General features: G+C 68.2%; 17 protein-coding genes. 3 read left to right on the top strand and 14 right to left on the bottom strand.

Translation table 11 applies throughout. From position 1 onward, the window contains the following. Positions 1 to 76: 76 nt before the first annotated feature. The 4 genes from L880_RS0103735 to L880_RS0103720 all read right to left on the bottom strand — a co-directional run bounded on the left by L880_RS0103735 (position 77) and on the right by L880_RS0103720 (position 5,765). On the bottom strand, positions 77 to 2,671 hold the full coding sequence (locus tag L880_RS0103735) for a [protein-PII] uridylyltransferase (protein ID WP_027474528.1): 2,595 nt from the start codon (positions 2,669 to 2,671) through the stop codon (positions 77 to 79). A 46-nt stretch (positions 2,672 to 2,717) separates the two neighbouring features. Then, complete coding sequence (gene map, locus L880_RS0103730) at positions 2,718 to 3,536, bottom strand: type I methionyl aminopeptidase (protein WP_027474527.1); 819 nt, start codon at positions 3,534 to 3,536, stop codon at positions 2,718 to 2,720. A gap of 69 nt (positions 3,537 to 3,605) precedes the next feature. Beyond that, positions 3,606 to 4,898: a YncE family protein gene (locus L880_RS0103725; RefSeq protein ID WP_027474526.1), complete on the bottom strand. Its 1,293-nt coding sequence runs from the start codon at positions 4,896 to 4,898 to the stop codon at positions 3,606 to 3,608. Positions 4,899 to 4,928: 30 nt separating this feature from the next. After that, positions 4,929 to 5,765 (bottom strand): creatininase family protein, encoded by an 837-nt coding sequence (locus L880_RS0103720; protein WP_027474525.1) that lies wholly within the window; start codon positions 5,763 to 5,765, stop codon positions 4,929 to 4,931. Positions 5,766 to 5,985: 220 nt separating this feature from the next. Between L880_RS0103720 and fic the strand changes: the two genes are divergently transcribed. Beyond that, positions 5,986 to 7,104 carry a protein adenylyltransferase Fic gene (gene fic / locus L880_RS0103715; RefSeq protein ID WP_027474524.1) on the top strand — a complete coding sequence of 373 codons (1,119 nt, stop codon included), beginning with the start codon at positions 5,986 to 5,988 and terminating at the stop codon, positions 7,102 to 7,104. Between the two features lie 57 nt (positions 7,105 to 7,161). On the opposite strand, the gene L880_RS0103710 is transcribed toward fic, so the two are convergent. The 10 genes from L880_RS0103710 to L880_RS0103665 form a co-directional block, all read right to left on the bottom strand. Beyond that, on the bottom strand, positions 7,162 to 7,815 hold the full coding sequence (locus tag L880_RS0103710) for a glutathione S-transferase family protein (RefSeq protein ID WP_245614920.1): 654 nt from the start codon (positions 7,813 to 7,815) through the stop codon (positions 7,162 to 7,164). Between the two features lie 207 nt (positions 7,816 to 8,022). Beyond that, positions 8,023 to 9,534: a M81 family metallopeptidase gene (locus tag L880_RS0103705; RefSeq protein WP_027474522.1), complete on the bottom strand. Its 1,512-nt coding sequence runs from the start codon at positions 9,532 to 9,534 to the stop codon at positions 8,023 to 8,025. Between the two features lie 54 nt (positions 9,535 to 9,588). Beyond that, positions 9,589 to 9,930 (bottom strand): AzlD domain-containing protein, encoded by a 342-nt coding sequence (locus L880_RS0103700; RefSeq protein WP_027474521.1) that lies wholly within the window; start codon positions 9,928 to 9,930, stop codon positions 9,589 to 9,591. Beyond that, positions 9,920 to 10,657, bottom strand: a complete 738-nt coding sequence (locus tag L880_RS0103695) for an AzlC family ABC transporter permease (protein WP_051443030.1) — start codon at positions 10,655 to 10,657, stop codon at positions 9,920 to 9,922. The genes L880_RS0103700 and L880_RS0103695 overlap by 11 nt, the downstream gene beginning before the upstream one ends. 20 nt (positions 10,658 to 10,677) lie before the next feature. Further along, on the bottom strand, positions 10,678 to 12,120 hold the full coding sequence (locus tag L880_RS31490; protein ID WP_051443029.1) for an amidase: 1,443 nt from the start codon (positions 12,118 to 12,120) through the stop codon (positions 10,678 to 10,680). 51 nt (positions 12,121 to 12,171) lie between these two features. Then, entirely contained in the window at positions 12,172 to 13,659 is a 1,488-nt protein-coding gene (locus L880_RS0103685; RefSeq protein ID WP_027474519.1) for a M81 family metallopeptidase, read from the bottom strand. A 41-nt stretch (positions 13,660 to 13,700) separates the two neighbouring features. Beyond that, on the bottom strand, positions 13,701 to 15,386 hold the full coding sequence (locus tag L880_RS0103680; RefSeq protein ID WP_084460973.1) for a dipeptide ABC transporter ATP-binding protein: 1,686 nt from the start codon (positions 15,384 to 15,386) through the stop codon (positions 13,701 to 13,703). 15 nt (positions 15,387 to 15,401) lie between these two features. After that, the gene (locus tag L880_RS0103675; protein WP_027474517.1) at positions 15,402 to 16,274 is read right to left on the bottom strand and encodes an ABC transporter permease; all 873 of its coding nucleotides are present in this window, start codon (positions 16,272 to 16,274) and stop codon (positions 15,402 to 15,404) included. Between the two features lie 21 nt (positions 16,275 to 16,295). Then, positions 16,296 to 17,237: an ABC transporter permease gene (locus L880_RS0103670; protein WP_019575473.1), complete on the bottom strand. Its 942-nt coding sequence runs from the start codon at positions 17,235 to 17,237 to the stop codon at positions 16,296 to 16,298. Between the two features lie 121 nt (positions 17,238 to 17,358). Continuing rightward, on the bottom strand, positions 17,359 to 18,984 hold the full coding sequence (locus tag L880_RS0103665) for an ABC transporter substrate-binding protein (protein ID WP_027474516.1): 1,626 nt from the start codon (positions 18,982 to 18,984) through the stop codon (positions 17,359 to 17,361). 242 nt (positions 18,985 to 19,226) lie between these two features. Here L880_RS0103665 and L880_RS0103655 point away from each other — a divergent pair, with 242 nt between their 5' ends. Beyond that, positions 19,227 to 20,636 (top strand): aminotransferase-like domain-containing protein, encoded by a 1,410-nt coding sequence (locus tag L880_RS0103655; RefSeq protein ID WP_245614918.1) that lies wholly within the window; start codon positions 19,227 to 19,229, stop codon positions 20,634 to 20,636. A gap of 241 nt (positions 20,637 to 20,877) precedes the next feature. Beyond that, positions 20,878 to 24,888: a phosphoribosylformylglycinamidine synthase gene (gene purL, locus L880_RS0103650; protein WP_027474514.1), complete on the top strand. Its 4,011-nt coding sequence runs from the start codon at positions 20,878 to 20,880 to the stop codon at positions 24,886 to 24,888. Positions 24,889 to 25,054 lie beyond the last annotated feature (166 nt).

The following is a 25,054-nucleotide window of genomic DNA, read 5'->3' as shown; positions in this document are numbered from 1 at the left end:
AGGCGGTAGGCCCTGTAGGAGGGCGTCGATGCCCGGCGCGCCAGGCGGGTGGCCCGCCTGACGGCCGCCCTGGGGCTCAGACGGTGCCCAGGGCCTTCAGCAGCTCGGTCTCGATCTCGATCTGCTTGCGGTTCTGCTGCAGCTCGGGGCCCTGGATCAGGAAGGTGTCTTCCACCCGTTCGCCCAGGGTGCTGACCTTGGCCATCTGCAGGCTGATGTGGTGCTGGGCCAGCACGCGGGCCACCATGTACAGAAGGCCCAGGCGGTCGCTGGCCGAGATGCTGAGCAGCCAGCGCTGGGCCTTTTCATCGGGGCGCAGGTCGATGCGTGGGGCGATCGGAAAGCTCTTGACGCGGCGCGACACCCGGCCTCGGCTGGGCGGGGGCAGGGGGCCGGCCTCGGTCAGGGTGCGGGCCAGATCGCTTTGCACCATGCTGGTCAGCTCACGGTAGTGCTCGGGCAGCATCTGGGTCACGACCTGGAAGGTGTCGAGCGCGTAGCCGTTCGAGGTGGTGTGGATCTTGGCGTCCAGGATGCTGAAGCCGGCCTGGTCGAAATAGCCGCAGATGCGGGCAAACAGGTCGGGCTGGTCGGCGGTGTAGACCAGCACCTGCATGCCTTCGCCCACCGGCGACTGGCGCGCCCGCACGATGGGTTCGGGGGTGGCCACGTGGCGCGACAGCTGCCGGGTGTGCCAGGCGATGTCGCCCGCGTCGTGGCGCATGAAGTAGCTCACGTCCAGCGTGTCCCACAGCGGCTTTTGCACCTCGTGTGGCAGCGCGTACAGGGCCAGCTGCACCAGGGCCTCGCGCTTGCGGGCCTCGATCTCGGCGCTGGCGTCGGGCGCGCGGCCGCCCAGCACGCGCAGCGTGTAGCGGTACAGATCTTCCAGCAGCTTGCCTTTCCAGGCGTTCCAGACCTTGGGGCTGGTGCCGCGGATGTCGGCCACCGTCAGCAGGTACAGGGCCGTCAGGTTGCGCTCATTGCCCACGCGTTTGGCAAAGTTCTGGATCACCTCGGGGTCGCTCAGGTCTTCCTTCTGGGCGATGCGGCTCATGGTGAGGTGTTCACCCACCAGCAGCTCGATCAACGCGCTGTCTTCACTGGCGATGTCGTGGTCGCGGCAGAAGCGGCGCACCTCGGCGCGGCCCAGCTCGGAGTGGTCGCCACCGCGGCCCTTGGCGATGTCATGGAACAGCGCCGCCGTGTACAGGATCCAGGGCTTGTCCCAGCCGGCCGCCAGCTGCGAGCAGAACGGGTACTCGTGCGCATGCTCGGCCATGAAGAAGCGGCGCACATTGCGCAGCACCATCAGGATGTGCTGGTCCACGGTGTAGACGTGGAACAGGTCATGCTGCATCTGCCCCACGATGCGGCGGAACACCCACAGGTAGCGGCCCAGCACCGAGGTCTGGTTCATCAGGCGCATGGCGTGGGTGATGCCCTCGGACTGCTGCAGGATGCTCAAAAAGGTGCGGCGGTTCACCGGGTCGCGGCGGAAGGCCCCGTCCATCACATGGCGGGCGTTGTACAGCGCCCGCAGCGTGCGGGCCGACAGCCCCTTGAGGCCCACCGTGGTCTCGTACAGCAAAAAGGTTTCGAGGATGGCGTGCGGCTGGTTCAGGTACAGGTCGTCGCTGGCCACCTCGATCATGCCGGCCTTCTCGAAGAAGCGCTCGTTGATGCGGCGCGGCTCGTGGGTGTTGGGGTGCAGCCGCTCTTCGATGTTGAGCATCAGGATCTGGTGCAGCTGCGACACCGCCTTGGCGGCCCAGTAGTAGCGGCGCATCAGGGCCTCGCTGGCCCGCACCGCCAGGCGCGAGCCATCGGGCGCATGCGACTGGTAGCCGAAGGTCTCGGCCACGGCCGTCTGCAGGTCGAACACCAGCCGGTCTTCGCGCCGCTTGGCCACCACGTGCAGCCGGGCCCGGATCAGGCTCAGCAAGGCCTCGTTGCTCTTGATCTGCCGCACCTCGAAGGGCGTGGCCAGGCCCTTGGCGGCCAGGTCGTCCCAGGTGTCGCCAAAACCGGCCGCCTTGGCCACCCACAGAATGGTCTGCAGATCGCGCAGGCCGCCGGGCGACTCCTTGCAGTTGGGCTCCAGCGAGTAGGGGGTGTTTTCTGATTTGTTGTGGCGCTGGCGCAGCTCCAGGCTCTTGGCCACAAAAAAGGCCTGGGCGTCCAGGTGGGCCCGGAAGGCCTGCTGGAAGGCCGCAAACAGCTCGGGCGGGCCGATCAGCAGCCGGGCCTCGAGCAGCGAGGTCTGCACCGTGACGTCCTTGCCGGCCTCGGCCACGCACTCGCTCAGGGTGCGCACGCTGGAGCCGATCTCCAGGCCCACGTCCCAGCACGAGCCGATGAAGGCCTCCAGCCGGGATTTGAGCTCGGGCTCGTTGTCGGCCACCACGCTGTCGGGCAGCAGCACCAGCACGTCCACATCCGAGTAGGGGAACAGCTCGCCGCGCCCGTAGCCGCCCACGGCGGCCAACGCAAAGGCCTCGGGAAAGCCGGCTCGCTGCCACAGATCGGCCAGCAGATCATCCACCAGCCGGGCCAGCCGGGTGAGCAGCCCGTGGATGCCCCGGGTGGTGGCGCCTTCGGTCTGGAGTTGTTGCAACAGAGCCGCTTTTTGCTCTTTGTACTGCTGGCGCAAGGCCTGGAGGTCGGTCATGGCGGGGCGGGCGGCGCGGGGTGGACGGTGGGCTGGGGCCGGGGGCTCAGGTCTTGACGGCAGTGACGAAGCTGGGCAGCGCCGGGCTGCCGGCCGACAGGGTCAGCACCTCGTAGCCGGTCTCGGTGACCAGGATGGTGTGCTCCCACTGGGCCGACAGGCTGTGGTCTTTGGTCACGATGGTCCAGCCGTCGTTGCCGTGCGACTTCACCTCGCGCTTGCCGGCATTGATCATGGGTTCGATGGTGAAGGTCATGCCGGGTTTGAGCTCTTCGAGCGTGCCGGGCTTGCCGTAGTGCAGCACCTGGGGCTCTTCGTGGAAGCGCTGGCCGATGCCATGGCCGCAGAACTCACGCACCACCGAGAAGCCATGGCCTTCGGCAAATTTCTGGATGGCGTGGCCGATGTCGCCCAGGCGGGCGCCGGGCTTGACCTGCTGGATGCCGATCCACATGGCTTCGAAGGTCAGCGCGCTCAGGCGCTTGGCCGCGATCGAGGCGTCGGGCATCACGTACATGCGGCTGTTGTCGCCGTACCAACCCTTGTCGGTGATCACGGTGACATCGATGTTCATGATGTCGGTCTTCTTGAGCGGCTTGTCGTTGGGGATGCCGTGGCACACCACGTGGTTCAGCGAGGTGCACAGTGAAGCCGGGTAGGGCGGGTAGCCCGGGGGCTGGTAGCCGATGGTGGCCGACTTGGTGCCCTGCACATTGACCATGTACTCATGGGCCAGGCGATCGATCTCCAGCGTGGTGACGCCGGGTTTGACGAAGGGGGTCAGGTAGTCCAGAACCTCGGACGCGAGGCGGCAGGCCACGCGCATGCCCTCGATCTCTTCCGCGTTTTTGTAGGTGATGCTCATGGCGCGGATTATCCCATCTCGAAATATCCGCGTCGGGGCCCGGTTTTGAGGCCGGGCAAACGGCCAGACTCAGCGCAGGTTGCCGGTGTGGCCCAGCGAGTAGCGACCGGGCTGGGGCCAGACGGTCAGGCCATGGGGCTCCTGGCCCACCTTGATCTGAGCCACAGCCCCGCTCTGGGTGTCAAAACGGTACACCACGTCGTCAAAACGGCCCGACAGCCACAGCCATTTGCCGTCGGCGCTGACATTGCCCATGTCGGGGCTGCCGCCGCCTGCGATCGGCCAGTGGGCCGTGACCTTCTCGGTGGCGAAGTCGATCACGGTCACGCTGCCGGGGCTCTTGCGCGGGCCGTGGATGCGGTGCGAGCCGCGGTTGGCCACGTACAGTTGCTTGCCGTCGCGGCTCGGGTACAGGCCGTGGGCGGCCACCCCGGTGGCGATGAAGCCCACCTCGGTGAAGGCGTCACCATCGAGCACGTGCACCCCGTCGGCCTCCATGTCGGCCACATAGAAGTGTTTGCCGTCGGGCGAGATGCGGATGTCCTGCGGCATGCCCTTGGTGGCCGAGCAGACCTCGGTCTCCATCGGCGACACGTTCGGGTCGCTGAGCTTTTGCCCGTCCTTGAAGCGGGTCTTGGGCATCTGCAGCTTCAGGTAGCCCAGCACCTCGCGCTTGCCCAGGTCGATCTTGGCCACGCTGCCCTGGAACTCGCAGGTGAAGATCGCGTAGCGCCCGTCGATGGAGAAATCGGCATGGTTGATGCCGCCGCACTTGGGCACATCGATGGCGTATTGCAGGGCCAGGGTCTTGGGGTCGCGGAAATCGAGCCGGTGCTTGGCCTCGGCCACCACGATCAGCGAGGCGCCGTCGGGCGTGGCATACACGTTGTAGGGGTCGTCGACCAGGATCTCCTTGCCCGGCTTGCCGGTGCGCGGGTCGATGGGCGTCAGGCTGCCATCGGTGCGGCGTTCGGCGTTGTTGGCCACCCACAGCGTGCGCAGGTCCCACGAGGGCACCACGTGCTGCGGCGCCGGGCCCACCTTGAACTTGTCGACCACCTTCATCTTGGCCGGGTCGATCACATACACATCGTTGGAGCGCAGATTGGGCACATAGATGCGTTCCAGGTCGTCGCGCACGGCCGGAGCGATGTGGTCGGCCCCGGTTTCGCTGTACAGATTGGCCGGGTTGGGCACCGGCGGCATGCCGGGCACGGTGGTGACCGCAGCAGCCTTGGGCGCACCCTGCTTGCCGACTGCGTCGGCCCCATGCACCCCGCTGGCCAGCAGGCCCATCACGATGACGGCCGAGCTGACGGCCAAACTAACGGCGTTGCTGGCAAAGACTTTCCCGAGGGACATACGAAGAACACTCCAGATAAAAGAGGCGGCTCAGGGCTTGACGGCCGCCTGGATCGCTGCGGCCGAAGTCTCCACGATTTGCTGCACCCCGACTTGACCCAGCGCAACGCTTGCGCGACGCGGGTCGCCGGTCACGCCGTGGGCCCGGTCACGGGCCGCCGGGCTGGCCAATGTGTCGGAGCGCACCAGCGCCGGGTCGGTGGCCAGCATCAGCGAGGTGTCGGCCAGGCCGGCGTGCTCGCCGATCTCGGCGGGGCTGAAGCCGCGCTGCTTCAGCTCGGCCACGTAGGCGGTCTGCGTCACGCGGTAGTACTCGCTCAGGGCGTGCACCCGCGCGGGTGGGCCCCCGTCGCGGGCCCAGGCCTGGTTCAGGCGCTCGGCCACGCGCTCCAGGTTCTTGCGGTAGCCCCCGTGGTCGCCCAGAAAGAACACATCATGAAAGCCATGTTGGCGCAGGCTGCGCGCCGTGCCCTCCAGCAAGGCCTCGAAAGCCGGCTCGGGGATCGAAATCGTGCCGGCAAAGCGCATGTGCCCAGCCGGCGGGTGGATGGGGCCCTCAGGCACATAGGCCAGCACCGGGGCCACCACCGTGTGCCCCACGCGCCGGGCGATCTGCCCCGCCAGCACATGCACCCGCACGTTGTGCTTGCCCAGCGCCATCTGCGGCCCGCTCTGCTCGGTGCCGCCGATGGGGATCAGCACCGTGCGCGTGCCCGCATCGATGCGGGCCTGCAACTCAGGGCTGGTCAGGTCTTCCAGAAAAGGGCTGTCAGGCTCTGCCGCCAGGGCCATCGGCCCCAGGGGGCCGGCCAGCAGGGCCATGAGGCCCAGACAGGCCAGGGTGTGGGAGAGGCGACGAAGCGGCATGCGAGTGAGGTCAGCAAAGCGGGAGCAAGGATTATGTGTTGGGTATGTCAACGGGCGGTGAATGGGTGGTATCGGGTCTAATCATGTCGCCAATATGCAAAAATGACGACACGATCTCTTGACGTGTTCCAATTCCGACAAAAAAAGAACATGTTGTACGGACATGTCGTCGGCAGCGACATGAGTTCAGAACGTGTCGTCGAAACAGGCTTTTTGCATCATGACCAAGAACATTCCCGCTTGGAATCCCGAGCAGCCTCACAACCAATTGCCCGCACTGCCCCCGGCACATGAGTTGGAAAGCCGCACCGTTCTCAAGGCATGCATCGAAGCCCGCGCCGCGTTGGCCGAACTCAAGCAAGCGGCCGAACTCATCCCCAACCAGGCGATGCTGATCAACACCATCCCGCTGCTGGAAGCCAAAGACAGCTCGGAAATTGAGAACATCGTCACCACCACCGACCAGCTTTTTCAATACGCCCAAGGCCATGAGCAGGCCGACTCGGCGACCAAAGAGGCATTGCGCTATCGCACCGCACTGCACCAGGGCTTTCAGTCGCTCCAGCGGCGCCCCCTGTGCACGGCGACCGCCGTGGAGGTGTGCCGTACGCTCAAGGGCGTGGACATGGACATTCGTCGAACGCCCGGCACTCAGTTGGCCAACGACCGCACCGGTGAGGTGGTCTACACCCCGCCTGAAGGAGAAGCCCGTTTGCGGAACATGCTGGCCAATTGGGAGCGTTTCTTGCACGAGGCGACCGATCTGGATCCCCTGATCCGCATGGCGGTGGGCCATTACCAGTTTGAAGCCATCCATCCTTTCATCGACGGCAACGGACGCACCGGGCGGGTGCTCAACATCCTGTACCTGATTCAGCAAGATCTGTTGAACCTGCCCATCCTCTACCTCAGTCGCCATGTGATTGCGCACAAGGCCGACTACTACCGCCTGTTGCTCGCCGTCACCCGCGATGGGGCCTGGGAGCCCTGGCTGATCTTCATGCTGCAGGCAGTTGCCGAAACGTCCAGGTGGACCACCGACAAGATCGCCGCCATCCGCGCTTTGGCCGAGCACACCACCGAGCATGTGCGCACCCGGCTGCCCAAGATCTACACCCGCGAGTTGGTGGACGTGATCTTCGAACAGCCGTATTGCCGCATCGGCAATCTGGTGGACAAAGGCATTGCCCAACGCCAGGCCGCTTCACGCCATTTGCAAGAACTGGTCAAGCTGGGCGTGCTGCGTGAGATGCCTTTGGGCAAGGAGAAGCTATTTATCCATCCCAAGCTGATGCAATTGCTCAGTCGCGACAACAACCAGTTTCTGCCTTATGGCTGACGGTGCCCCGGCGATCTGGCTGTGCTGTTGGACTTTGAGCTGGCTGGGGACGCTGAATCAGCCTTGGGGCATCTGCTCGAAATCGCTCAGGGCGGCGGCACGGAAGGCGGGCAGCGCTTCGCAATGTTGGGCCAGGTTGATGAGCGCGGCGTGAGCGGTGGGGGCCAGCACTTCATGCAAACGGTCTTGCACGTACCTGATCAGCACGGTGATCATGACATCGGCGTGGGTGAGCGTTGCCCCGCAGGCATATGGGGTGGCAAGGCGTCGAGCCAACTCGTCAAGGCCTGAACGGGCCTGTCCGAGGCAACGGTCAAGCCAGACGGCACTTCGGGCTTCGACGGGGTGGAAGTGCCGCTCGTAGACGACAGCTCCTGCTTTTTCGAGCGTGCCTTGAGCCAAGGCCGTCATCTGCAGGGCACGCCGACGTGCCGGGCCTGAGGCAGGCATCAAGGCCGCGTCAGCCACCAGTTCATCCAAGTGATCGAGAATGGCTGCGCTGTCAATCAGCACCTCTCCATCGTCGAGTACGAGGGCCGGGATGCGGGTCAGGGGGCTGATGGTCCTGACGGCTGCGGCTTCGCTAAAGACTGAACGGGTGTCGCGGGCAAAGGGTATTCCGTAGTGATGCAGCGCAATGGCCACTCGGCGGGTGACGGGGCTGTCATATTGACCAACGAGGATCATGGGCGGGACCTTGATGAGTTGCAAGAGATGGCGTCCAGGAATCTTGAATGAATCTGATGTCCCATGCGCATTCGACAAGGCACTGATCCGCTGAAAACGCCCTGACCTCAAAGTCCGCCCGACCTACGGCACGGGGTTACCACGCATTGGCGCATTTCACCGAACGCAGGCCGGCCTCTAAGCCGAAAACAAATGCTGTCGATGACCTACCCAGCCCGTCGAGATGCCCCTTCACGCCCCCTCAATCACCGCCGAAACCCCCGCCCCCAGCCGCGTCCAGGGCAGGCTGGCCGGGTCGGCGGGCATGGGGCCGGGGGCGCGGGCGACCAGGATGTGGGAGGCGATGGGGGTGAAGTCGGCACGGAAGTGCACCGAGCTTTTGTTGACCAGCAGTTTCATGGCTTCGGGCTGCACGCCGACGCAGCGGTACAGCTCGCGGTCCAGCATCTGGCATTTGCCGCTGGCGACCACGATCAGCACGCCGTCCAGCTCCAGGCAGGCGACCTGGCCGAGCCGGGTGTGCACGCCATGCATCATGGGCCCCAGCAGGCGCACGCTGCCTTCGAACAGGGCGCGCACGGTGACCTCGGCCTGCACGGCTGGGTCGCTGAGCTGGCCGGGCAGGGTGCGCACCTGGCGCCCCAGGCTCAGGCTCAGGCGGGCGCCGGGGCCGGCCCGGTGGGCGGCAGCGGCGGCCTCGGGGTCGTACAGCAGGCCCAATGCCACCTGGCCGGGGTGGCGGCGCCCGGCGCCAGCCTGCAGCAGCGCGTGCAGCATGCCCGTGGTGTTGCTGTCGCCGCCGGCGCCCGGGTTGTCCTGGGTGTCGGCGATCACCACCGGGGCGCTGGCGTGTTCGGCCAGGGCCAGGGCCTGCTGCACCGCAGCCAGGGGCTCGGGCAGGCTGATGCGCCAGCGCTGGGGCGGCTGACAAAGCGCGGTCCAGAGCTGTTGCACCACGGCCTCGGCCTGCTCGCCATAGGCCCAAACGCAGGGGCCGCAGCAATCGATGTCGGCGGCCGGAAAGCCCATGGCGATGCTGCTGAGGGTGCCTTGGCGGGCATCCACCTCGGGCAGCTGCGCGTACAGGGAGGCGGCCGGCTCGATCAGCGTGCAGCCGGCGTTGATCGGGATCAGAAAAGGCACGCGACGCCAGGCCATCGGCAGGCGCTGGCCGGCCTGCAGGCGGCGCTCCAGCAACTGGGCGGCCAGGCGGCCGGTGGCTTCGGTGTCCACATGGGGGTAGGTGCGGTAGGCCACCAGGCCGTCGGCCAGTTGCAGCATGTCGGCGCTCACGTTGGCGTGCAGGTCCAGGCTGGCCACGATGGGCAACTGATCGCCCACCAAGGCACGCAGGCGCTTCAGCAGCTCGCCCTCGGCGTCTTCGTGGGCAAAGCTGACGGCTGCGCCGTGCAGATCCAGGTAGATGGCCTGCAGGCCCGGGCCGGCCAGCGCCTGGCGGGCCGCCTCGACGATGGCGCCGGCAATGCGCTCGAAGGCCTCGTCGCTGACCTGGGCCGAGGGCGTGGCCCCGGCCCAGCAGGCGGGCAGCAAGGCCCAGCCGCGCGCTTGGGCCTCGCTGATGAAGCCGCCGATGGGCAGGCTGCTGCCGGTGAAGCGGTGCAGCATGTCGGCCCCTTCGCTGTAGGCCGGAAAGCCGTCGCCACGCAAAAAGGCGGCCCAGTCGGCGGGGCTGGGGGCGAAGGTGTTGGTCTCGTGCTGAAAGCCGGCGATCAGGATGTTCATGGTGTTTGGCAGTGTGCAGGAATGGGTGGAGGCCTGGGGCCTGGGGCTGGGGGCTTACCAGCCCAGGGCCAGGTGCAGGCCGAGCAACACGCCCATGCCGGCAAACAGGGCGTGGTTGATGTTGCGCCGCCCCCCGAAATAGGTCAGCAGGGCGGCGGCGCAGGCCCACCAGCGGGCATCCTGCCATTGCGGCGCCCACTGGCCCTGGTTCAGCGCCACCTCGGGGACGACCATGGCCAGCAGGGCGCCCAGCGGCGCAAAGCGCAGGCAGGTGCGCAGCCAGCCCGGCAGGCGGGGCTGCTGGCCGGGCAGCAGGAAAAAGGCCCGGGTCAGCACGGTGATCAGCACCAGCAGGGCCACGGCCAGCCAGCCGCGGTGCTCGGGGTCATCCAGCATGCGGCCTCGGTTGGCGGTGTTCGGCCAGCAGGCCGGCGGCCATGGCGGCCAGCATGGTGACCAGCACGGGCAGGCCGCGCGGCAGGGCCTGGGCCGGCAGGGCCACGGCACAGGCCGCCAGGGCGGCCACGCGGGTGGGGCGGTCTTTGACCATGGGCAAGGTCAGGGTCAGCAAGGCCAGGATGGCCACAAAGCGCAGGCTGTGGGCGCCGGGCAACTGGTCGGCCAGCACCAGGCCTACTGCGGACGACAGCTGCCAGACGGCCCAGTTGCTCAGCGCCAGGCCCAGGTAGTAGGCCACCTCGCGGCGGCGTTGCCGCCCGTTGCGGCCCGGCAGGGGGTGGCGCTGGGTGAACAGCGCGTAGATCGGGTCGCCGGCAAAGTACGACAGGGCCACGCGCTGAGGCCGGCTCAGGTGGTGGAAGTAGCGGCTCCATTCGGCGCTGAACACCACAAAGCGCAGGTTCAGCACCGCCGCCGTGGCCCCCACCAGCCACAGCGGGGCCTGGCTGGCCATCAGGGGCAGGCAGGCCAGTTGGGACGAGCTGGCATACACCAGCAGCGACATGGGCAGCAGCACGGCCATGGGCAGGCCGCTCTGGGCCATGGCCACGCCGGCCACCAGCCCCATGGCGGCGGTGCCGGTGGCCGGCCCGGTGACGGCCCGCACCCCGGCCAGCGCATGGCGCAGGGTGCGTGGGCCTGGCCAGGCCAGCCAGGCGGGCAAGAGGGACCGCCAACGCCGCATCAGGCCCCCGCGAAGTGCGCCGAGATGTGCGCCGAGGTGTGCGTCGAAATGTGCGGCCAGGGCCGTTGGGCCGGGCGCATCTGTTCGAAGGCGCGCGCCATCTGCAGCACGCCCAGGTCGTCAAAGCGGCGCCCGGCGATCTGCAGGCCGATGGGCACGCCGTTGCTGTCGTAGCCGCAGTTCACCGAGGCGGCGGGCTGCTCGCTCATGCTGAAGGGCAGGGTGAAGCCGATGTGGTCCATGGCCTCGTTGACGTTGTTGGTCGGGTAGGCCCATTCCGCCGGGAAGCTGGTGTTGGGCGAGACCGGCGACAGCACATAGTCGTAGGGCTGGGTGGCGGCCACGGTGGTGGCGCGGGTCTTGAAGGTCATGCTGTAGGCCTCGAAAGCCTGCTCGCCGCTGAAGCCCAGGCCGCCTTCGGCCCACTGGCGCACGATGGGCAGCACCTTGGCGCGCCGCTCCGGCGGCAGGGCCTGCACGTCCACACCCGAGCGGATGCGCCAGAAGCGGTCCACCCCGTGCAGCAGCTCGTTGCTCATCCAGGGCTGCAGGGTCTCGATCACGGCACCGGCCTGTTCGAACAGGCGGGCCGCGGCCACCACGGCCTGCTGCACCTGGGGCGACACCGGCATGCCGCAGCCGGCCTCCAGCAACAGCCCGATGCGCAGGCCCTTGAGCTCGCGCTGCAGCGACAGCCAGGGGATGTCGGCCGGTGGCAGGCTCATGTGGTCGCGCGGGTCGGGGCGCGACAGCACGGCCATCATCAAGGCCGCATCGGTGACGGTGCGGGTCATGGGGCCGGCGCAGCGACCCATGTAGGGCGGGTCGATCGGCACCCGGCCCAGGCTGGGCTTGAGGCCGGCCAGGCCGCACCAGGCGGCCGGCAGGCGCACCGAGCCGCCGATGTCGGTGCCGATGTGCAGCGGGCCGTAGCCGGCCGCGCCGGCGGCACCCGCGCCGGCACTGCTGCCGCCGGGGTTCATGGCGGTGTTCCAGGGGTTGCGCGCCAGGGCATGGAAGCTCGACAGGCCCGAGGACAGCATGCCGTACTCGGGCATGGTGGTCTTGGCCACAAAGACGGCGCCGGCCTCGCGCAGGCGGGCGGCGGGCGGGGCATCGGCCGCGGCCGGCACCGGCAGGCTGGCGGCGGTGCCCACCGGCACGGGCACGCCGCGGGTGGCGATGTTTTCCTTGATGGTGGCGGGCACGCCGTCGATGCACACGCCCCCCACGCTGATGGGGGTGCCGGCATGCCAGCGGGCCTCGGCGGCGCGCGCCATGCTCAGTGCAGCCTCGGCATCGAGCGCGTAGGTGGCGCACAGCACGGGTTCGCAGCGCTCGATGTGCTGCAGCACCGCCTGGGTCACTTCGACGGGCGACAGGCTGCCGTCGCGGTAGGCCGCCACCATGGCAGAGGCGGAAAGGGCGTGGAGATCACTCATGGGTCAGGGGTCCTGGGGGTGGGAAAACAAAGGAGAGGAGCACCGTGGCGCTCACATCGGGTCCAGCGGGTAGATGGGGCGGCGCACCCGTTTGAATTGCAGCGCGCCGTAGTCGGAGGTGGTCACGCCCAGGCCGTCGCACTCGATCACCTCGCGGGCCAGGTCGCCAAAGCCGGCGCGCCAGTGCACCCGGCTCTTGAGGATGACAAAGCGCTTTTGCAGCGGGTCGACGCCGACGCTGGAGAGGCAGTTCAGGTCAAACGGCTCCTGGTGCTCGGAGATCAGCACGATCTCCAGGCCGCCCACGGCCAGCACCACGGTGGGGCCCAGCCGGGTCTGCACGCCCTGGTACATGGGCCCGCGGTTGCGAAAGCGCCCGTCAAAGGCCAGCTTGACCCGGCCCGTGACGCTCAGGGGCGGGCTGTCGCGGCGCAGTGCGGGCATGGCGGTCTTGCCGCCCAGGTTCAACGTGATCTCGCTGCCGATGCCGGCGGCCAGCGCCTGCTGCACGGCCTGCGGGTCCCAGATGGCATAGAAGACGGCCTCGTCCAGCCCCTGGCGCAGCACCTCGGCCAGCACTTCGGTGGTGTCCATCGAGCCGCCCGAGGCGGAGTTGTCGCAGTGGTCCAGCAACACCACCGGGCCGTCAAGACCGATGGCGCAGGCCTTGGCCCGGGCCACGGCCTCGGCCAGCGGGGTGGGGTGGAACACAAAGCCTTCGCGGGCCTGCCAGGCCTGGGCCAGCAGGGCCTCGCAGTGCTGGCGGGCCACCTCGGGCGCCGCATCGGTGCAGACCACGGCGCTCAGGCCCGCCTGGCTGATGTCGGCATGCGGAAAGCCCACGAACACCGAGGCCGCCAGCACCTCGCCACTCGCCTCCAGGGCCTGGCAGCGCGCCTGCAGCGAGCGGTTGGGCTCGGCATGCGTGCCCTGGCGCATCACGTGCGGCAGCATGGGGGCCTGGCCCCACTGCATCACCGGGCGGATGGCGCCGCTCAGGGTGCGCAGGATCAGCTCGGCGGCGCGCACGCCGGCGGCATGGATGTCCACATGCGGGTAGGTGTGGTAGCCGGTGATCACGGTGGCGTGGCGCACCATGTCGTCGTACACATTGGCGTGCATGTCCAGGGTGACGCCCACGGGGATGTCGGGGTCGATCTCGCGCAGGCGGCGCAGCAGCGTGCCTTCGGCGTCTTCCAGCGATTCGGTGACCATGGCCCCGTGCAGGTCGAGCAGCACGGCATCGAAGCCGCCGCGCGCCACGCGCGACAGGATGGCCTGGCTGATGCGCTCGTAGGTGGCGTCATCGGTGGGGCGGCTGGGTTGCGCCTCGGCGGCGGTGGCGATCACCACCTCGGCGCCCACGCGCTCGGCCACGTCGATGAAGCCGCCCAGGGCCAGGCCGGTGCCGCGGTAGGCCGCCAGCAGGCTGGCCTGGTCGGCATCGGCCGGCAAGGCGCGGTAGAAGCGCTCGAACGGGGTGGGCACCGGCGAGAAGGTGTTGGTCTCGTGCTTGAACTGGGCCAGCAGAAGTCGCATGGTGGGGGTCCTGTGTCCTGTGTCCTGTGTCGTGAAAAGGGTCAGGCCCGGCGGGCCAGCTCGGCCCGGGGGGCTGCGGCCAGCAGGCGGCGGGTGTAGTCGTGGGCCGGCTGCTGGAACACCTGGGCCGTGGGGCCTTGCTCGACGATCTCGCCCTGGCTCATCACGATCACGCGGTCGCACAGCTGGGCCGCCACCCGCAGGTCGTGGGTGATGAACAGGATGCCCAGGCCCAGGTCGGCCTGGATTTCGCGCAGCAGGGCCAGGATCTGGGCCTGCACCGACACGTCCAGGGCCGACACGGCCTCGTCGGCCACCAGCACCTGGGGCTGGCAGGCCACGGCGCGGGCAATCGCCAGGCGCTGCCGCTGCCCGCCCGAGAACTGGTGCGGGTAGCGGTCGAGGGCGGTGCGGGGCAGCTGGATGCGGTCCATCAGCTCTTCGGCGGTCTGGCGGGCCTGGCGCTCGCCCATGCCGAAGTTCATCGCCCCTTCCATCAGCGACGAGCCCACGGTGCGGCGCGGGTTCAGTGAGCGGTTGGGGTCCTGGAACACCACCTGCACCCGCGAGCGCAGGGGGCGCAGCCGCCCCTCGGGCAGGCTTTGCACCGGGGTTTCGCCCCACAGGATGCTGCCTTCGGTGGGGTCGATCAGGCGGATCATGCAGCGCGCAAATGTGGATTTGCCCGAGCCCGACTCGCCCACCACGCCCACGGTCTCGCCGCGGTGCACGGCCACGCTGGCGTCGCGCAGCGCGGTGTTGGGCTTGGCCCGGCCCAGCCAGTCGCGGCGCACATAGGTCTTGCCCACGCCGGTGGCGCTGAGCAGGGCGCGCCCGCCGGGCAACTCACGCGGGGGGGGCGGGGTCATGCCGGGCACGGCGTCCAGCAGCATGCGGGTGTAGGCCTCGCGCGGCGCGTGCAGCACCTGCTCGGCCGGACCCTGCTCGACCACGCGGCCGCGGTGCATCACCATCACCTGGTCGGCAATCTCGGCCACCACGCCCATGTCGTGGGTGATGAAGAGCACAGCCGAGCGTTGCTCCACCTGCAGCTCGGCGATCAGGCGCAGGATCTCGGCCTGGGTGGTCACGTCCAGCGCGGTGGTGGGCTCGTCGCAGATCAGCAGCCGGGGCTTGAGGATGATGGCCATGGCGATCACGATGCGCTGCCGCTGGCCGCCCGAGAGCTGGTGCGGGTAGCTGTCGTAGATGCGCTTGGGGTCGGGCAGGCGCACCCGGTCGAAGATGGCCAGGATGTGGGCCTTGCGCTCGTGCGCGGGCCACTGGGTGTGGGTGCGCAGCAGCTCGTCCACCTGCTCGCCGCAGCTGTGCACGGGGTTGAGGGCGGTCATGGGCTCCTGGAACACCATGCCCATGCGGGTGCCGCGCCAGGCACGCAAGCGCGATTCGGGGGCCAGGCGGGCCTGGTCCATCAGGGTTTCGCCGGCCAGGCGGATGTGGCCCTGGGTGGCCTTCAGGCCCTTGGCCAGCAGGCCCATCACGGTGGTGGCCAGCACGGACTTGCCCGAGCCCGACTCGCCGACGATGCACAGGGTCTGGCCGGCTTCGATGCGCACGTCCAGGTGTTCGATGGCAAAGGGGCGGTCGGCATCGACCGGCAGGGCCACCTGCAGGCCCTGCACGTCGAGGATCACCTCGGCGGGCCGGGCTTGGGGGGGCGCCGCCGTGTCCAGGAAGACGGGGGTGGGGGAGGTCAAGGTGTTCATGGCAGGGGGGCTCGCTCAGGCTCGCTTGGAGAACTTGGGGTCCAGCACGTCACGCAGGCCGTCGCCCAGCAGGTTGATGGCCAGCACGGTGGGCACCAGGAACAGCGCCGGAAACATCACATTGCCCGGGCTCTGGGCAAACTGCACCCGCCCTTCGGCCATGATGTTGCCCCAGGTGGGCACGTCGGCCGGCAGGCCCAGGCCGAGAAAGCTCAGGATGGCTTCGGTCAGCACCGCCGAGGCGGCAATGAAGGTGCCCTGCACGATCAGCGGGGCCAGCGCATTGGGCAGGATGTCGCGCCACAGGATGGTGAGGTTGGACGAGGCCAGGGCCCGTGCCGCCTCGACAAAGGGCTCGTCGCGCAGGCCCATCACGAGGGCGCGCACCAGCCGCGTCACGCGGGGGATCTCGGGCACGGCGATGGCCAGGATCACCGTGGGCAGGCTGGCCCCCAGCATGGCCACCAGGGTGATGGCGACCAGCACGGCGGGGATGGCCATCATGCCGTCCACCAGGCGCATCACCACCGCGTCCACGGGTCTGAAGTAGCCCGCCAGCATGCCCAGCAGGCAGCCGCCGGTGATGGCCAGCACGGCGGTGCACAGGCCCACGCCCAGCGAGACGCGGGTGCCGAAGAGCACGCGGCTCCAGATGTCGCGGCCGAAGTTGTCGCTGCCCATCCAGAACACATGTTGCAGGGTCTGGCCATCGGGCAAGGTGACTTCGCCACGGGTGCCGGCGGCCACCGAAATGAAGCCGGGGTCCATGGCCGAGGGGTCGAAGGTGCCCAGCCACGGGGCCAGCACGGCCAGCAGCAGCAGGACGGCCAGCACCGCGCAGCCCAGGCGCACGGCGCTGTTGCGCCAGAGTTTGTTCCAGTTGCTCATGAGAGATCCGGGGAAGGGGGGTCAGTAACGGATGCGCGGGTCGAGGAACAGGTAGCTCAGGTCGACCAGCAGGTTGATCAGCACATAGGCCAGCGCAAAGAACAGCACCACGCCCTGCAGCACCGGAAAGTCGCGGTTCAGCACGGCGTCCACCGTGAGCTGGCCCAGGCCGGGGATGGCGTACACGGTCTCGGTCACCACCACGCCGCCCAGCAGCAGGGCGGCACTGACGCCGATCACGGTGATCACCGGCACGGCGGCGTTGCGCAGCGCGTGGTGGGTCAGCACGGCCAGTTCGGTGATGCCCTTGGCGCGGGCGGTGCGGATGTAGTCCTCGGTCAGGGCCTCGCTGACGGCGGCGCGGGTGACCCGGGCCAGCAGGGCCACATAGGTGACCGACAGGGTCAGGCAGGGCAGGATCAGCTGGTGCAGCCAGGGCCAGACACCGGCCTCCAGGCGCCGGTAGCCCTGCACCGGAAACCAATGCAGCTGCAGCGCCATCACATAGATCAGCACATAGCCCACCACGAACACCGGCACCGAGAAGCCGGCCACCGAGAACGCCATCACGGCCTTGTCCAGCCAGCTGCCCATGCGCCAGGCCGCCAGGGTGCCCAGGGGCAGGGCCAGCACGATGGCCAGCAGCAGGGTGCCGGCGGCCAGCGACAGGGTGGGCTCCATGCGCTGGGCGATCAGTTCGACCACGGGTTTGTTCATGAAGAACGAGTGGCCCAGGTCGCCCTGCAGCACGGCCCCGCCCCACAGGCGGAACTGCTGCCACAGCGGCTGGGTCAGGCCCAGCTGGGCGCGGATGCGGTCCAGGTCTTCACTGGTGGCGCTGTTGCCACCGATCACGGCGGCCGGGTCGCCGGGCGTGAGCCGCACGATCATGAAGACCGCCACGGCCACCACCAGCAGCACCGGCAGGGTGGCCAGCAGTCGTTTGGCCAGGAAAGAAAGCATCAGGAAATCTCCGGAAAACAAAGGCCCCTGGGCTGGCTGCGCACACGCTGGTGAAGGCGCAGGCCAGGCCCATCAGGCTGGGAGGCAGGCAAGCAGGTAAGCCAGTAAGCCAGGGCCCTGATCAGGGCTTCTTGATGTTCCAGTACACCTGGGCGCCGGCCGGCACCAGGCCGGTGATGCCCTTGCGCACGGCAGCCGGCTGGCTGTACTGGCCCACGGGCACGTGGGTCACGGTCTCGAAGGCGCGCAGCTGGGCGGCCTGGGCCAGCTTCTTCTTGTCGGCATCGGTGCTGGCCTGCGAGAACTGCAGCTTGATCTTCTGCAGCTCGGGGTCGTCCTGCCAGCCGAACCAGCCCTTGTCGCCACCGGCATTCATCATGGCCATGGTCAGGGGGTTGAGGATGTCGGAGGCGGTCCAGGAGGTCATGAAGGCGTTCCAGCCGCCGGCGCTGGGCAGGTCTTTCTTGGCGCGCCGGGCCACCAGGGTCTGCCAGTCCATGGTCTGCAGGTCGACCTTGAAGCCCGCCTGCTCCAGCTGCTGCTTGGCCACCAGGGGCAGCTTGGCGATGGCGCCCAGGTCGGTGGGGCGCATCAGCACCACCGGCTCGCCCTTGTAGCCGGCCTCGGCCAGCAAGGCCTTGGCCTTGGCCGGGTTGGCGATGCCGGTGTACTCACCCGTGGCATCGGATTCGAACGGCGTGCCGCAGGGGAACATGCTCTTGCAGTAGCGCGACATGCCGGGGGCGCCCACCTGGGTCTTGAGGAAGGCTTCCTGGCCCATGGCCAGCATGGCGGCGCGGCGGATCTTCTCGTTGTTGAAGGGCGCGTGCAGGAAGTTGAAGCGGAAGATGAACTGGTTGCCCGCGGGTTGCGCATCCACCAGGGTCAGGTCGGGGTTGCTGCGCAGGGTGGCGTATTGCTCGAAGGCGGGCTGCTCCAGGATGTCGACCTCGCCGTTGATCAGGGCGTTCATCTGGGTCTGGGCATCGCGCACGATCACCCACTCGACCCGGTCCACATACACGTTCTTGCCGCCGGTGGTGCCCGAGGGGGCTTCGGCGCGGGGCTTGTAGCGGGCATTCTTCAGGAACACCACCTTCTCGCCGGGGCGGTATTCGTCGGCCTTGAAGGTGTAGGGGCCCGAGCCGATGGTTTCCTTGATCTGGGTGTCGCCCGGGGTGTCGGCCACGCGCTTGGGCATGATGAAGGGCACGTTGGCCGAGGGCTTGCCCAGGGCTTCGAGCACCAGGCCGAAGGGCTCCTTGAGCACCAGCACAAAGGTCTTGGCGTCGGGGGTCTCGTAGTGGTCCAGGGCCTTGGCCAGCTGGCCACCCATGGTGTCGCGGCTGGCCCAGCGGGTCAGCGAGGCCACCACGTCTTCGCTGGTGACGGGCTTGCCGTCGTGGAACTCCAGGCCGTCGCGCAGCTTGAAGGTCCAGGTCTTGTTGTCTTTGGACACGCTCCACTTCTCGACCATCTGCGGCTTGATGCGGCCTTCCAGATCGGTGCCGAACAAGGTGTCGTAGATCATGTAGCCGAAGTTGCGCGAGATGTAGGCCGTGGTCCAGATCGGGTCGAGCACCGTGATGTTCGAGTGCGGGATGATGCGCAGCGTCTTGGTGTCGGCCAGGGCGCCCAGGTGGGTGCCGGCGGCGGCCAGGCCCAGCAGCAGGCCGGCGGCCAATTGGCGGCGGCGTGCGCTGTTGAAGGAACGTTCGGACAAGGCTTTGTGCAGTGGCAGGGGCATGGACAGGTTCCTGTTCGGTAGCAAGGGGGGTGACGGTGCCGTTGACGGGCTGCGGTCGCTGTGCGGGGCAGCCTTCAGCGATGGGGGTATTTAGTCACGTCCGATACCAATTGACTATGTACAGTTGAGGCCATGAAGATCAGCACAGTACGCACCCGATCCGCGCCTGCATGCCCCAGCAGCAGGCCCCTGGCGCACCGTTTTCAGGCATGCGCTGCCACGCTTGGCACGGGTGCACCACGATGATCACCTTGCAGCCCGACAGCGCCACGCCGCTGGTGCGCCAGGTGTTCGAGGCCCTGGCCGCCCTGATCGACAAGGGCAGCCTGCGCCCCGGCACCCGATTGCCCTCGGTGCGGGGCCTGGCGCGCGAGCAGGGCATCAGCACCATGACGGTCACCCATGCCTACCAGCGCCTGGTGGCCGAAGCCTATGTGGAGGCGCGCCGCGGCAGTGGCTACTACGTGGCGGCCCCGGCCAAGGCGCAGCCGCGCCACCGCCCCTTTGTGGGCCGCACCCAGGTGGATTCGCTGTGGCTGATCCAGCGCGTGTTCGAAGACGACAGCGCCTTGCTCAACGCCGGCTGCGGCTGGCTGCCCCCGGACTGGCTGCACCTGGAGGGCGTGCGCCAGGCCCTGGCCAGCCTGGCGCGCAAGAGCCCCGCCGGCCTGGCCCATTACGGCACGGCCCACGGCTACCTGCCGCTGCGCCAACAGATCCAGACCCAGCTGGCGGCCCGCGGCGTGCAGGCCAACCCGCACCAACTGGTGCTCACGCATGGCGCCACGCAGGCCCTGGCGCTGCTGGGGCGCTGCCTGCTGCAGCCGCGCGACACGGTGCTGGTCGACTCGCCGGGGGCCACCAACTTCTTTGCCGCGCTGCGCGCCATGGACCTGCGCCTGATCGGGGTGGAGCGCCGGCTGGACGGCCCCGATGTGCAGGCCCTGGCCACCCTGGCCCAGCGGCACCGGCCCAAGGCCTTCTTCACCACCACCACGCTGCACAACCCCACCGGCAGCCAATGCTCACCGGCGGTGGCGGCCCAGGTGCTGAAGCTGGCCGAGCAGCATGATTTTCATGTGGTGGAGAACGAGGTCATGGCCGGCCTGGAGCCCCCGGGTTCGGTCAACCTGGCCGCCCTGGCGCCGCTGGGGCGGGTGTCTTATGTGGGCAGCTTCTCGAAAACCATCACGCCCAGTCTGCGCGTGGGCTTTGCGGCGGTGAGCGAGGATCTGGCCGAAAAACTGGTCTACCAGAAGATGCTGGGCAGCCTGACCAGCTCGGAGTTGACCGAGAAGCTGGTGCACACGGTGCTGGTGGACGGGCATTACCGCAGCCACCTGGCGCGCCTGGGCGAGCGCCTGGCCCAGGCCCAGCGCCAGGTGTGCGACGGGCTGGAGGCGGCCGGCATGCAACTGTTCACCCGCCCGCAGGGCGGGCCTTTTGTGTGGGCCGGCCTGGGCCGCGACGGGGTGGATGTGCAGGCCGTGGCCCAGCGCGCGGTGGCCGAGGGGCTGATGCTGGCCCCGGGCAACCTGTTCCGGCCCGATCTCAAGCCCACGCCCTGGCTGCGCTTCAACGTGGCCTATGCCCATGATCCCCGGCTGTACCGGTTCTTGAGCCAGGAGGTGAAGCGCGCTGCGCGCCCCTGAATCGGGAGCGGAAGAAGGTGGGGAAGAGGGTGGGGAAGAGGGTGGGGACGCAGGTGAAGGAGGCGATGCAGCCACCGCCTGATCGGGTGGGCTGCCCGCCCACACGCTAAAATGCCGGGTTTTCCACGCACCGCTCGGGTCAGGGCGGGCCGGTCCCATTCAGCGACCGGCCGTTCTGCCCCCAGCCCCTGCAGCACCACCCAAACAGGCCGCCCAAGTGACCTCGCACCCCTCGCCCACGATGCACCACCTGCATATCAGCACCTTTGAAGGCGGCAACGCCCTGAGCGCTTTCCGGGTTCAGCAACTGCTGCCCCGGCTGCAAGTCATCCACGACCGCATCTCCGGCATCGCTGCGCGCTTTGTGCATCTGGTGGCGTCCGAACAGCAGCCCGACGCGGCCACCCGCGAGCGCCTGGCCGCCTTGCTGACCTACGGCGACCCCTACACCGGCCCCACCGAGGGCGAACTGCTGCTGGTCAGCCCGCGCTTCGGCACCGTGTCGCCCTGGGCCTCCAAGGCCACCGACATCGCCCACAACTGCGGCCTGGCCCTGAAGCGCGTCGAGCGTGTGACCGAGTACGTGATCACCCTGAAGCAGCCTCTGCTGGGCAAGGCGGCCCTGAGCGAAGAGCAGCGCCTGGCCGTGGCGGCCTTGCTGCACGACCGCATGACCGAGTCGGTGATGTTCGAGCGCGCCCAGGCGGCCGGCCTGTTCACCGAGCTGCAGGCCCAGGCCATGGAATACGTGGATGTGCTGGGCGGCGGCCGGGCCGCCCTGGAAACCGCCAACACCCAGTTCGGCCTGGCCCTGGCCGACGACGAGATCGACTACCTGGTGGCCGCCTTCACCGGCCTGCAGCGCAACCCCACCGATGTGGAGTTGATGATGTTCGCCCAGGCCAACAGCGAGCACTGCCGGCACAAGATCTTCAACGCCCAGTTCACGATTGACGGCGTGGCGCAAGAGAAAAGCATGTTCGGCATGATCCGCAACACGCATCAACTGGCCCCGCAGCACACCGTGATTGCCTATTCGGACAACGCCTCGGTGATGGAAGGCCATGTGGTGGAGCGCTTCAACGCCGCCTCGGCCCAGGGCCAGTCGGTGGCCTATGCCAAGAGCGAAGCCACCCACCACGTTCTGATGAAGGTGGAAACCCACAACCACCCGACCGCGATTTCGCCTTTCCCCGGTGCCTCGACCGGCGCGGGCGGCGAGATCCGCGACGAAGGCGCCACGGGCCGGGGCTCCAAGCCCAAGGCCGGCATGACCGGCTTCACCGTGTCGCGCCTGGTGTTCGACGAGCAGCAGAGCACCGAGTTCGGCAAGCCCGAGCACATCGCCAGCCCCCTGCAGATCATGGTGGAAGGCCCCCTGGGCGGCGCCGCCTTCAACAACGAGTTCGGTCGCCCGAACCTGGTGGGCTACTTCCGCGAGTACGAGCAAACCATTGACTCCGACGTGGACAGCATCCGCCGCGGCTACCACAAGCCCATCATGATCGCGGGCGGTCTGGGCGTGATCGACGCCAATCTGACGAAGAAGATCGAGTTCCCGGCCGGCACGCTGCTGATCCAGCTGGGCGGCCCGGGCATGCGCATCGGCATGGGCGGTGGTGCCGCCAGCTCGATGGCCACCGGCGCCAATGCGGCCGAGCTCGACTTTGACTCGGTGCAGCGCGGCAACCCCGAGATCGAGCGCCGTGCCCAAGAGGTGATCAACCATTGCTGGGCCCAGGGCGCGGGCAACCCGATCCTGGCCATCCACGATGTGGGCGCGGGCGGCCTGTCGAACGCCTTCCCCGAGCTGACCAACGACGCCGGCCGAGGCGCCCGCTTCGATCTGCGCAAGGTGCCACTCGAAGAGTCGGGCCTGGCCCCCAAGGAGATCTGGAGCAACGAAAGCCAGGAGCGCTATGTGCTGGCCATTGCCCCCGAGTCGCTGGAGCAGTTCAAGGCCTTCTGCGAGCGCGAGCGCTGCCCGTTTGCGGTGGTGGGCGTGGCGACCGAAGAGCGTCAACTGGTTTTGAGCGATGAGGGGCAGCCCACGCCCGTCGACATGCCCATGAATGTGCTGCTCGGCAAGCCGCCGAAGATGCACCGCGATGTGAAGACCGTGGCGCGCCAGTTCAAGCCGGTGGACCTGACCGGCGTGAGCCTGCAGCAGGCCGCCATCGAGGTGCTGGCCCACCCGACCGTGGCCAGCAAGCGCTTTTTGATCACCATCGGCGACCGCACCGTGGGCGGCATGAGCCACCGCGACCAGATGGTGGGCCCGTGGCAGGTGCCGGTGGCAGACTGCGCCGTGACCCTGGCCGATTACAAGGGCTTTGCCGGCGAAGCCATGAGCATGGGCGAACGCACCCCGCTGGCGGCGCTGGACGCCCCGGCCTCGGGCCGCATGGCGGTGGCCGAAGCCATCACCAACCTGCTGGCGGCGCCCATCGAGCTGCCCCGCGTGAAGCTGTCGGCCAACTGGATGGCCGCCTGCGGCGAGGCCGGTGAAGATGCCGCCCTGTACGAAACCGTGAAGGCCGTGGGCATGGAGCTGTGCCCGGCCCTGGGCATCTCGATCCCGGTGGGCAAGGACAGCCTGTCCATGCGCACGCAGTGGAAGGACGAATCGGGGCAGGCCAAGAAGGTGACCTCGCCGGTCAGCCTGATCGTGAGCGCCTTTGCCAGCCTGGGCGACGTGCGTGGCACCCTGACGCCGCAGCTCGATGCCAGCGTGGACGACAGCACCCTGGTGCTGATCGACCTGGGCAAGGGCCAAAACCGCATGGGCGGCTCGATCCTGGCCCAGGTGCTGAACCAGGTGGGCGACTCGGTGCCCGATGTGGACGACGCCGAAGACCTGAAGAACCTGGTGAACGCCGTGAACGCCTTGCGCGCGCAGGGCAAGATCCTGGCCTACCACGACCGCAGCGATGGCGGCCTGTTCGCCAGCGTGTGCGAAATGGCCTTTGCCGGCCACGTGGGTGTGGCCCTGAACGTGGACATGCTGGTCACCGAAGGCGACGGCATCAGCGACAGCCGCGCCGAGTACGGCGACAGCAAGAACTGGGCGCAGCAAGTCAGCGCCCGCCGTGAAGAGCTGACCCTGAAGGCCTTGTTCAGCGAAGAGCTGGGCGTGGTGCTGCAGGTGCGCACCGCCGAGCGCAACGAGGTCATGCAGACCTTGCGCGAGCATGGCCTGAGCAAGCACAGCCACTTCATCGGCAAGACCCGCCCGGCCGGCGCCGCGCTGGACGTGGGCAAGGGCGAGATCCAGGTCTGGCGCGACACCAAGAACGTGTTCAGTGCCAGCCTGTCCGATCTGCACCAGGTCTGGGATGCGGTGAGCTGGAAGATCTGCCAGCGCCGCGACAACCCGGCCTGCGCCGATGCCGAGCACGCCGCGGCCGGCGCGCCCAGCGACCCGGGCGCCCATGTCAGCCTGAGCTTTGACCCGGCCGACAACGTGGCTGCACCGTTCCTGAACCTGAGCCGTCCCAAGGTGGCGATCCTGCGCGAGCAGGGCGTGAACTCGCACGTCGAGATGGCCTATGCCTTCACCGAGGCAGGTTTTGAGGCCTACGACGTGCACATGACCGACCTGCAAAGCGGCCGGGCCCAGTTGGGCGACTTCAAGGGCGTGGTGGCCTGCGGTGGTTTCAGCTATGGCGACACGCTGGGTGCCGGCATCGGCTGGGCCCGCTCGGTCACCTTCAACCCGGTGCTGGCCGAGCAGTTCAAGGGCTTTTTCGGCCGCAGCGACACCTTCGGCCTGGGCGTGTGCAATGGCTGCCAGATGTTTGCCGAGCTGGCCGACATCATCCCGGGCGCCGAAGCCTGGCCGCGCTTCACCACCAACCAGAGCGAGCGCTTCGAGGCCCGCCTGTCCATGGTGGAGGTGCTGGAGTCGCCCAGCCTGTTCCTGCAAGGCATGGCCGGCAGCCGCCTGCCGATCGCCGTGGCGCACGGCGAGGGCTATGCCAACTTCAAGTACCGGGGCAATCCGGCCGAGGCGATCGCGGCCATGCGCTTTGTGGACCACTTCGGTGCCGCCACCGAGGCCTATCCCTTCAACCCCAACGGCAGCCCCGCGGGCCTGACCGCCGTGACCACGGCCGACGGCCGCTTCACGGCCATGATGCCGCACCCCGAGCGCGTGTTCCGAAACGTGCAGATGAGCTGGACTTCGGGCGACAAATCCGAGTTCAGCCCCTGGATGCGCATCTGGCGCAACGCCCGCAAATGGGTGGGGTGATGCCATCCATCGGGGCGGTTTGAGCCCCAGGCCAGGGGCTTCGCCCTGGCCCTCAAGCCCGGCTGACGACCTCGTCAGGCCGGGCTTTTTCATGGCCTGCCACAAACTTGACCAGCATCAAAAGCGCGGAAATCGAAGCAAGACACACTCCCATCTGTTTGAATTT

The organism is Curvibacter gracilis ATCC BAA-807 (assembly GCF_000518645.1).
Taxonomy (GTDB): Bacteria; Pseudomonadota; Gammaproteobacteria; order Burkholderiales; family Burkholderiaceae_C; genus Curvibacter; species Curvibacter gracilis.
The sequence above is the reverse complement of the archived record's forward strand: the minus strand, read 5'-3'. Positions and strand labels throughout refer to the sequence as shown.

What these genes read in the sequence shown, in the direction of transcription:
- L880_RS0103735 (WP_027474528.1), bottom strand. Translation starts at nt 2,671, where the DNA reads ATGACCGACCTCCAGGCCTTGCGCCAGCAGTACAAAGAGCAAAAAGCG.
- map (WP_027474527.1), bottom strand. Translation starts at nt 3,536, where the DNA reads ATGAGCATCACCTACAAAAACGCGGAAGAGATCGAGGGCATGCGCGTG.
- L880_RS0103725 (WP_027474526.1), bottom strand. Translation starts at nt 4,898, where the DNA reads ATGTCCCTCGGGAAAGTCTTTGCCAGCAACGCCGTTAGTTTGGCCGTC.
- L880_RS0103720 (WP_027474525.1), bottom strand. Translation starts at nt 5,765, where the DNA reads ATGCCGCTTCGTCGCCTCTCCCACACCCTGGCCTGTCTGGGCCTCATG.
- fic (WP_027474524.1), top strand. Translation starts at nt 5,986, where the DNA reads ATGACCAAGAACATTCCCGCTTGGAATCCCGAGCAGCCTCACAACCAA.
- L880_RS0103705 (WP_027474522.1), bottom strand. Translation starts at nt 9,534, where the DNA reads ATGAACATCCTGATCGCCGGCTTTCAGCACGAGACCAACACCTTCGCC.
- L880_RS0103700 (WP_027474521.1), bottom strand. Translation starts at nt 9,930, where the DNA reads ATGCTGGATGACCCCGAGCACCGCGGCTGGCTGGCCGTGGCCCTGCTG.
- L880_RS31490 (WP_051443029.1), bottom strand. Translation starts at nt 12,120, where the DNA reads ATGAGTGATCTCCACGCCCTTTCCGCCTCTGCCATGGTGGCGGCCTAC.
- L880_RS0103685 (WP_027474519.1), bottom strand. Translation starts at nt 13,659, where the DNA reads ATGCGACTTCTGCTGGCCCAGTTCAAGCACGAGACCAACACCTTCTCG.
- L880_RS0103680 (WP_084460973.1), bottom strand. Translation starts at nt 15,386, where the DNA reads ATGAACACCTTGACCTCCCCCACCCCCGTCTTCCTGGACACGGCGGCG.
- L880_RS0103675 (WP_027474517.1), bottom strand. Translation starts at nt 16,274, where the DNA reads ATGAGCAACTGGAACAAACTCTGGCGCAACAGCGCCGTGCGCCTGGGC.
- L880_RS0103670 (WP_019575473.1), bottom strand. Translation starts at nt 17,237, where the DNA reads ATGCTTTCTTTCCTGGCCAAACGACTGCTGGCCACCCTGCCGGTGCTG.
- L880_RS0103665 (WP_027474516.1), bottom strand. Translation starts at nt 18,984, where the DNA reads ATGCCCCTGCCACTGCACAAAGCCTTGTCCGAACGTTCCTTCAACAGC.
- L880_RS0103655 (WP_245614918.1), top strand. Translation starts at nt 19,227, where the DNA reads ATGATCACCTTGCAGCCCGACAGCGCCACGCCGCTGGTGCGCCAGGTG.
- purL (WP_027474514.1), top strand. Translation starts at nt 20,878, where the DNA reads ATGCACCACCTGCATATCAGCACCTTTGAAGGCGGCAACGCCCTGAGC.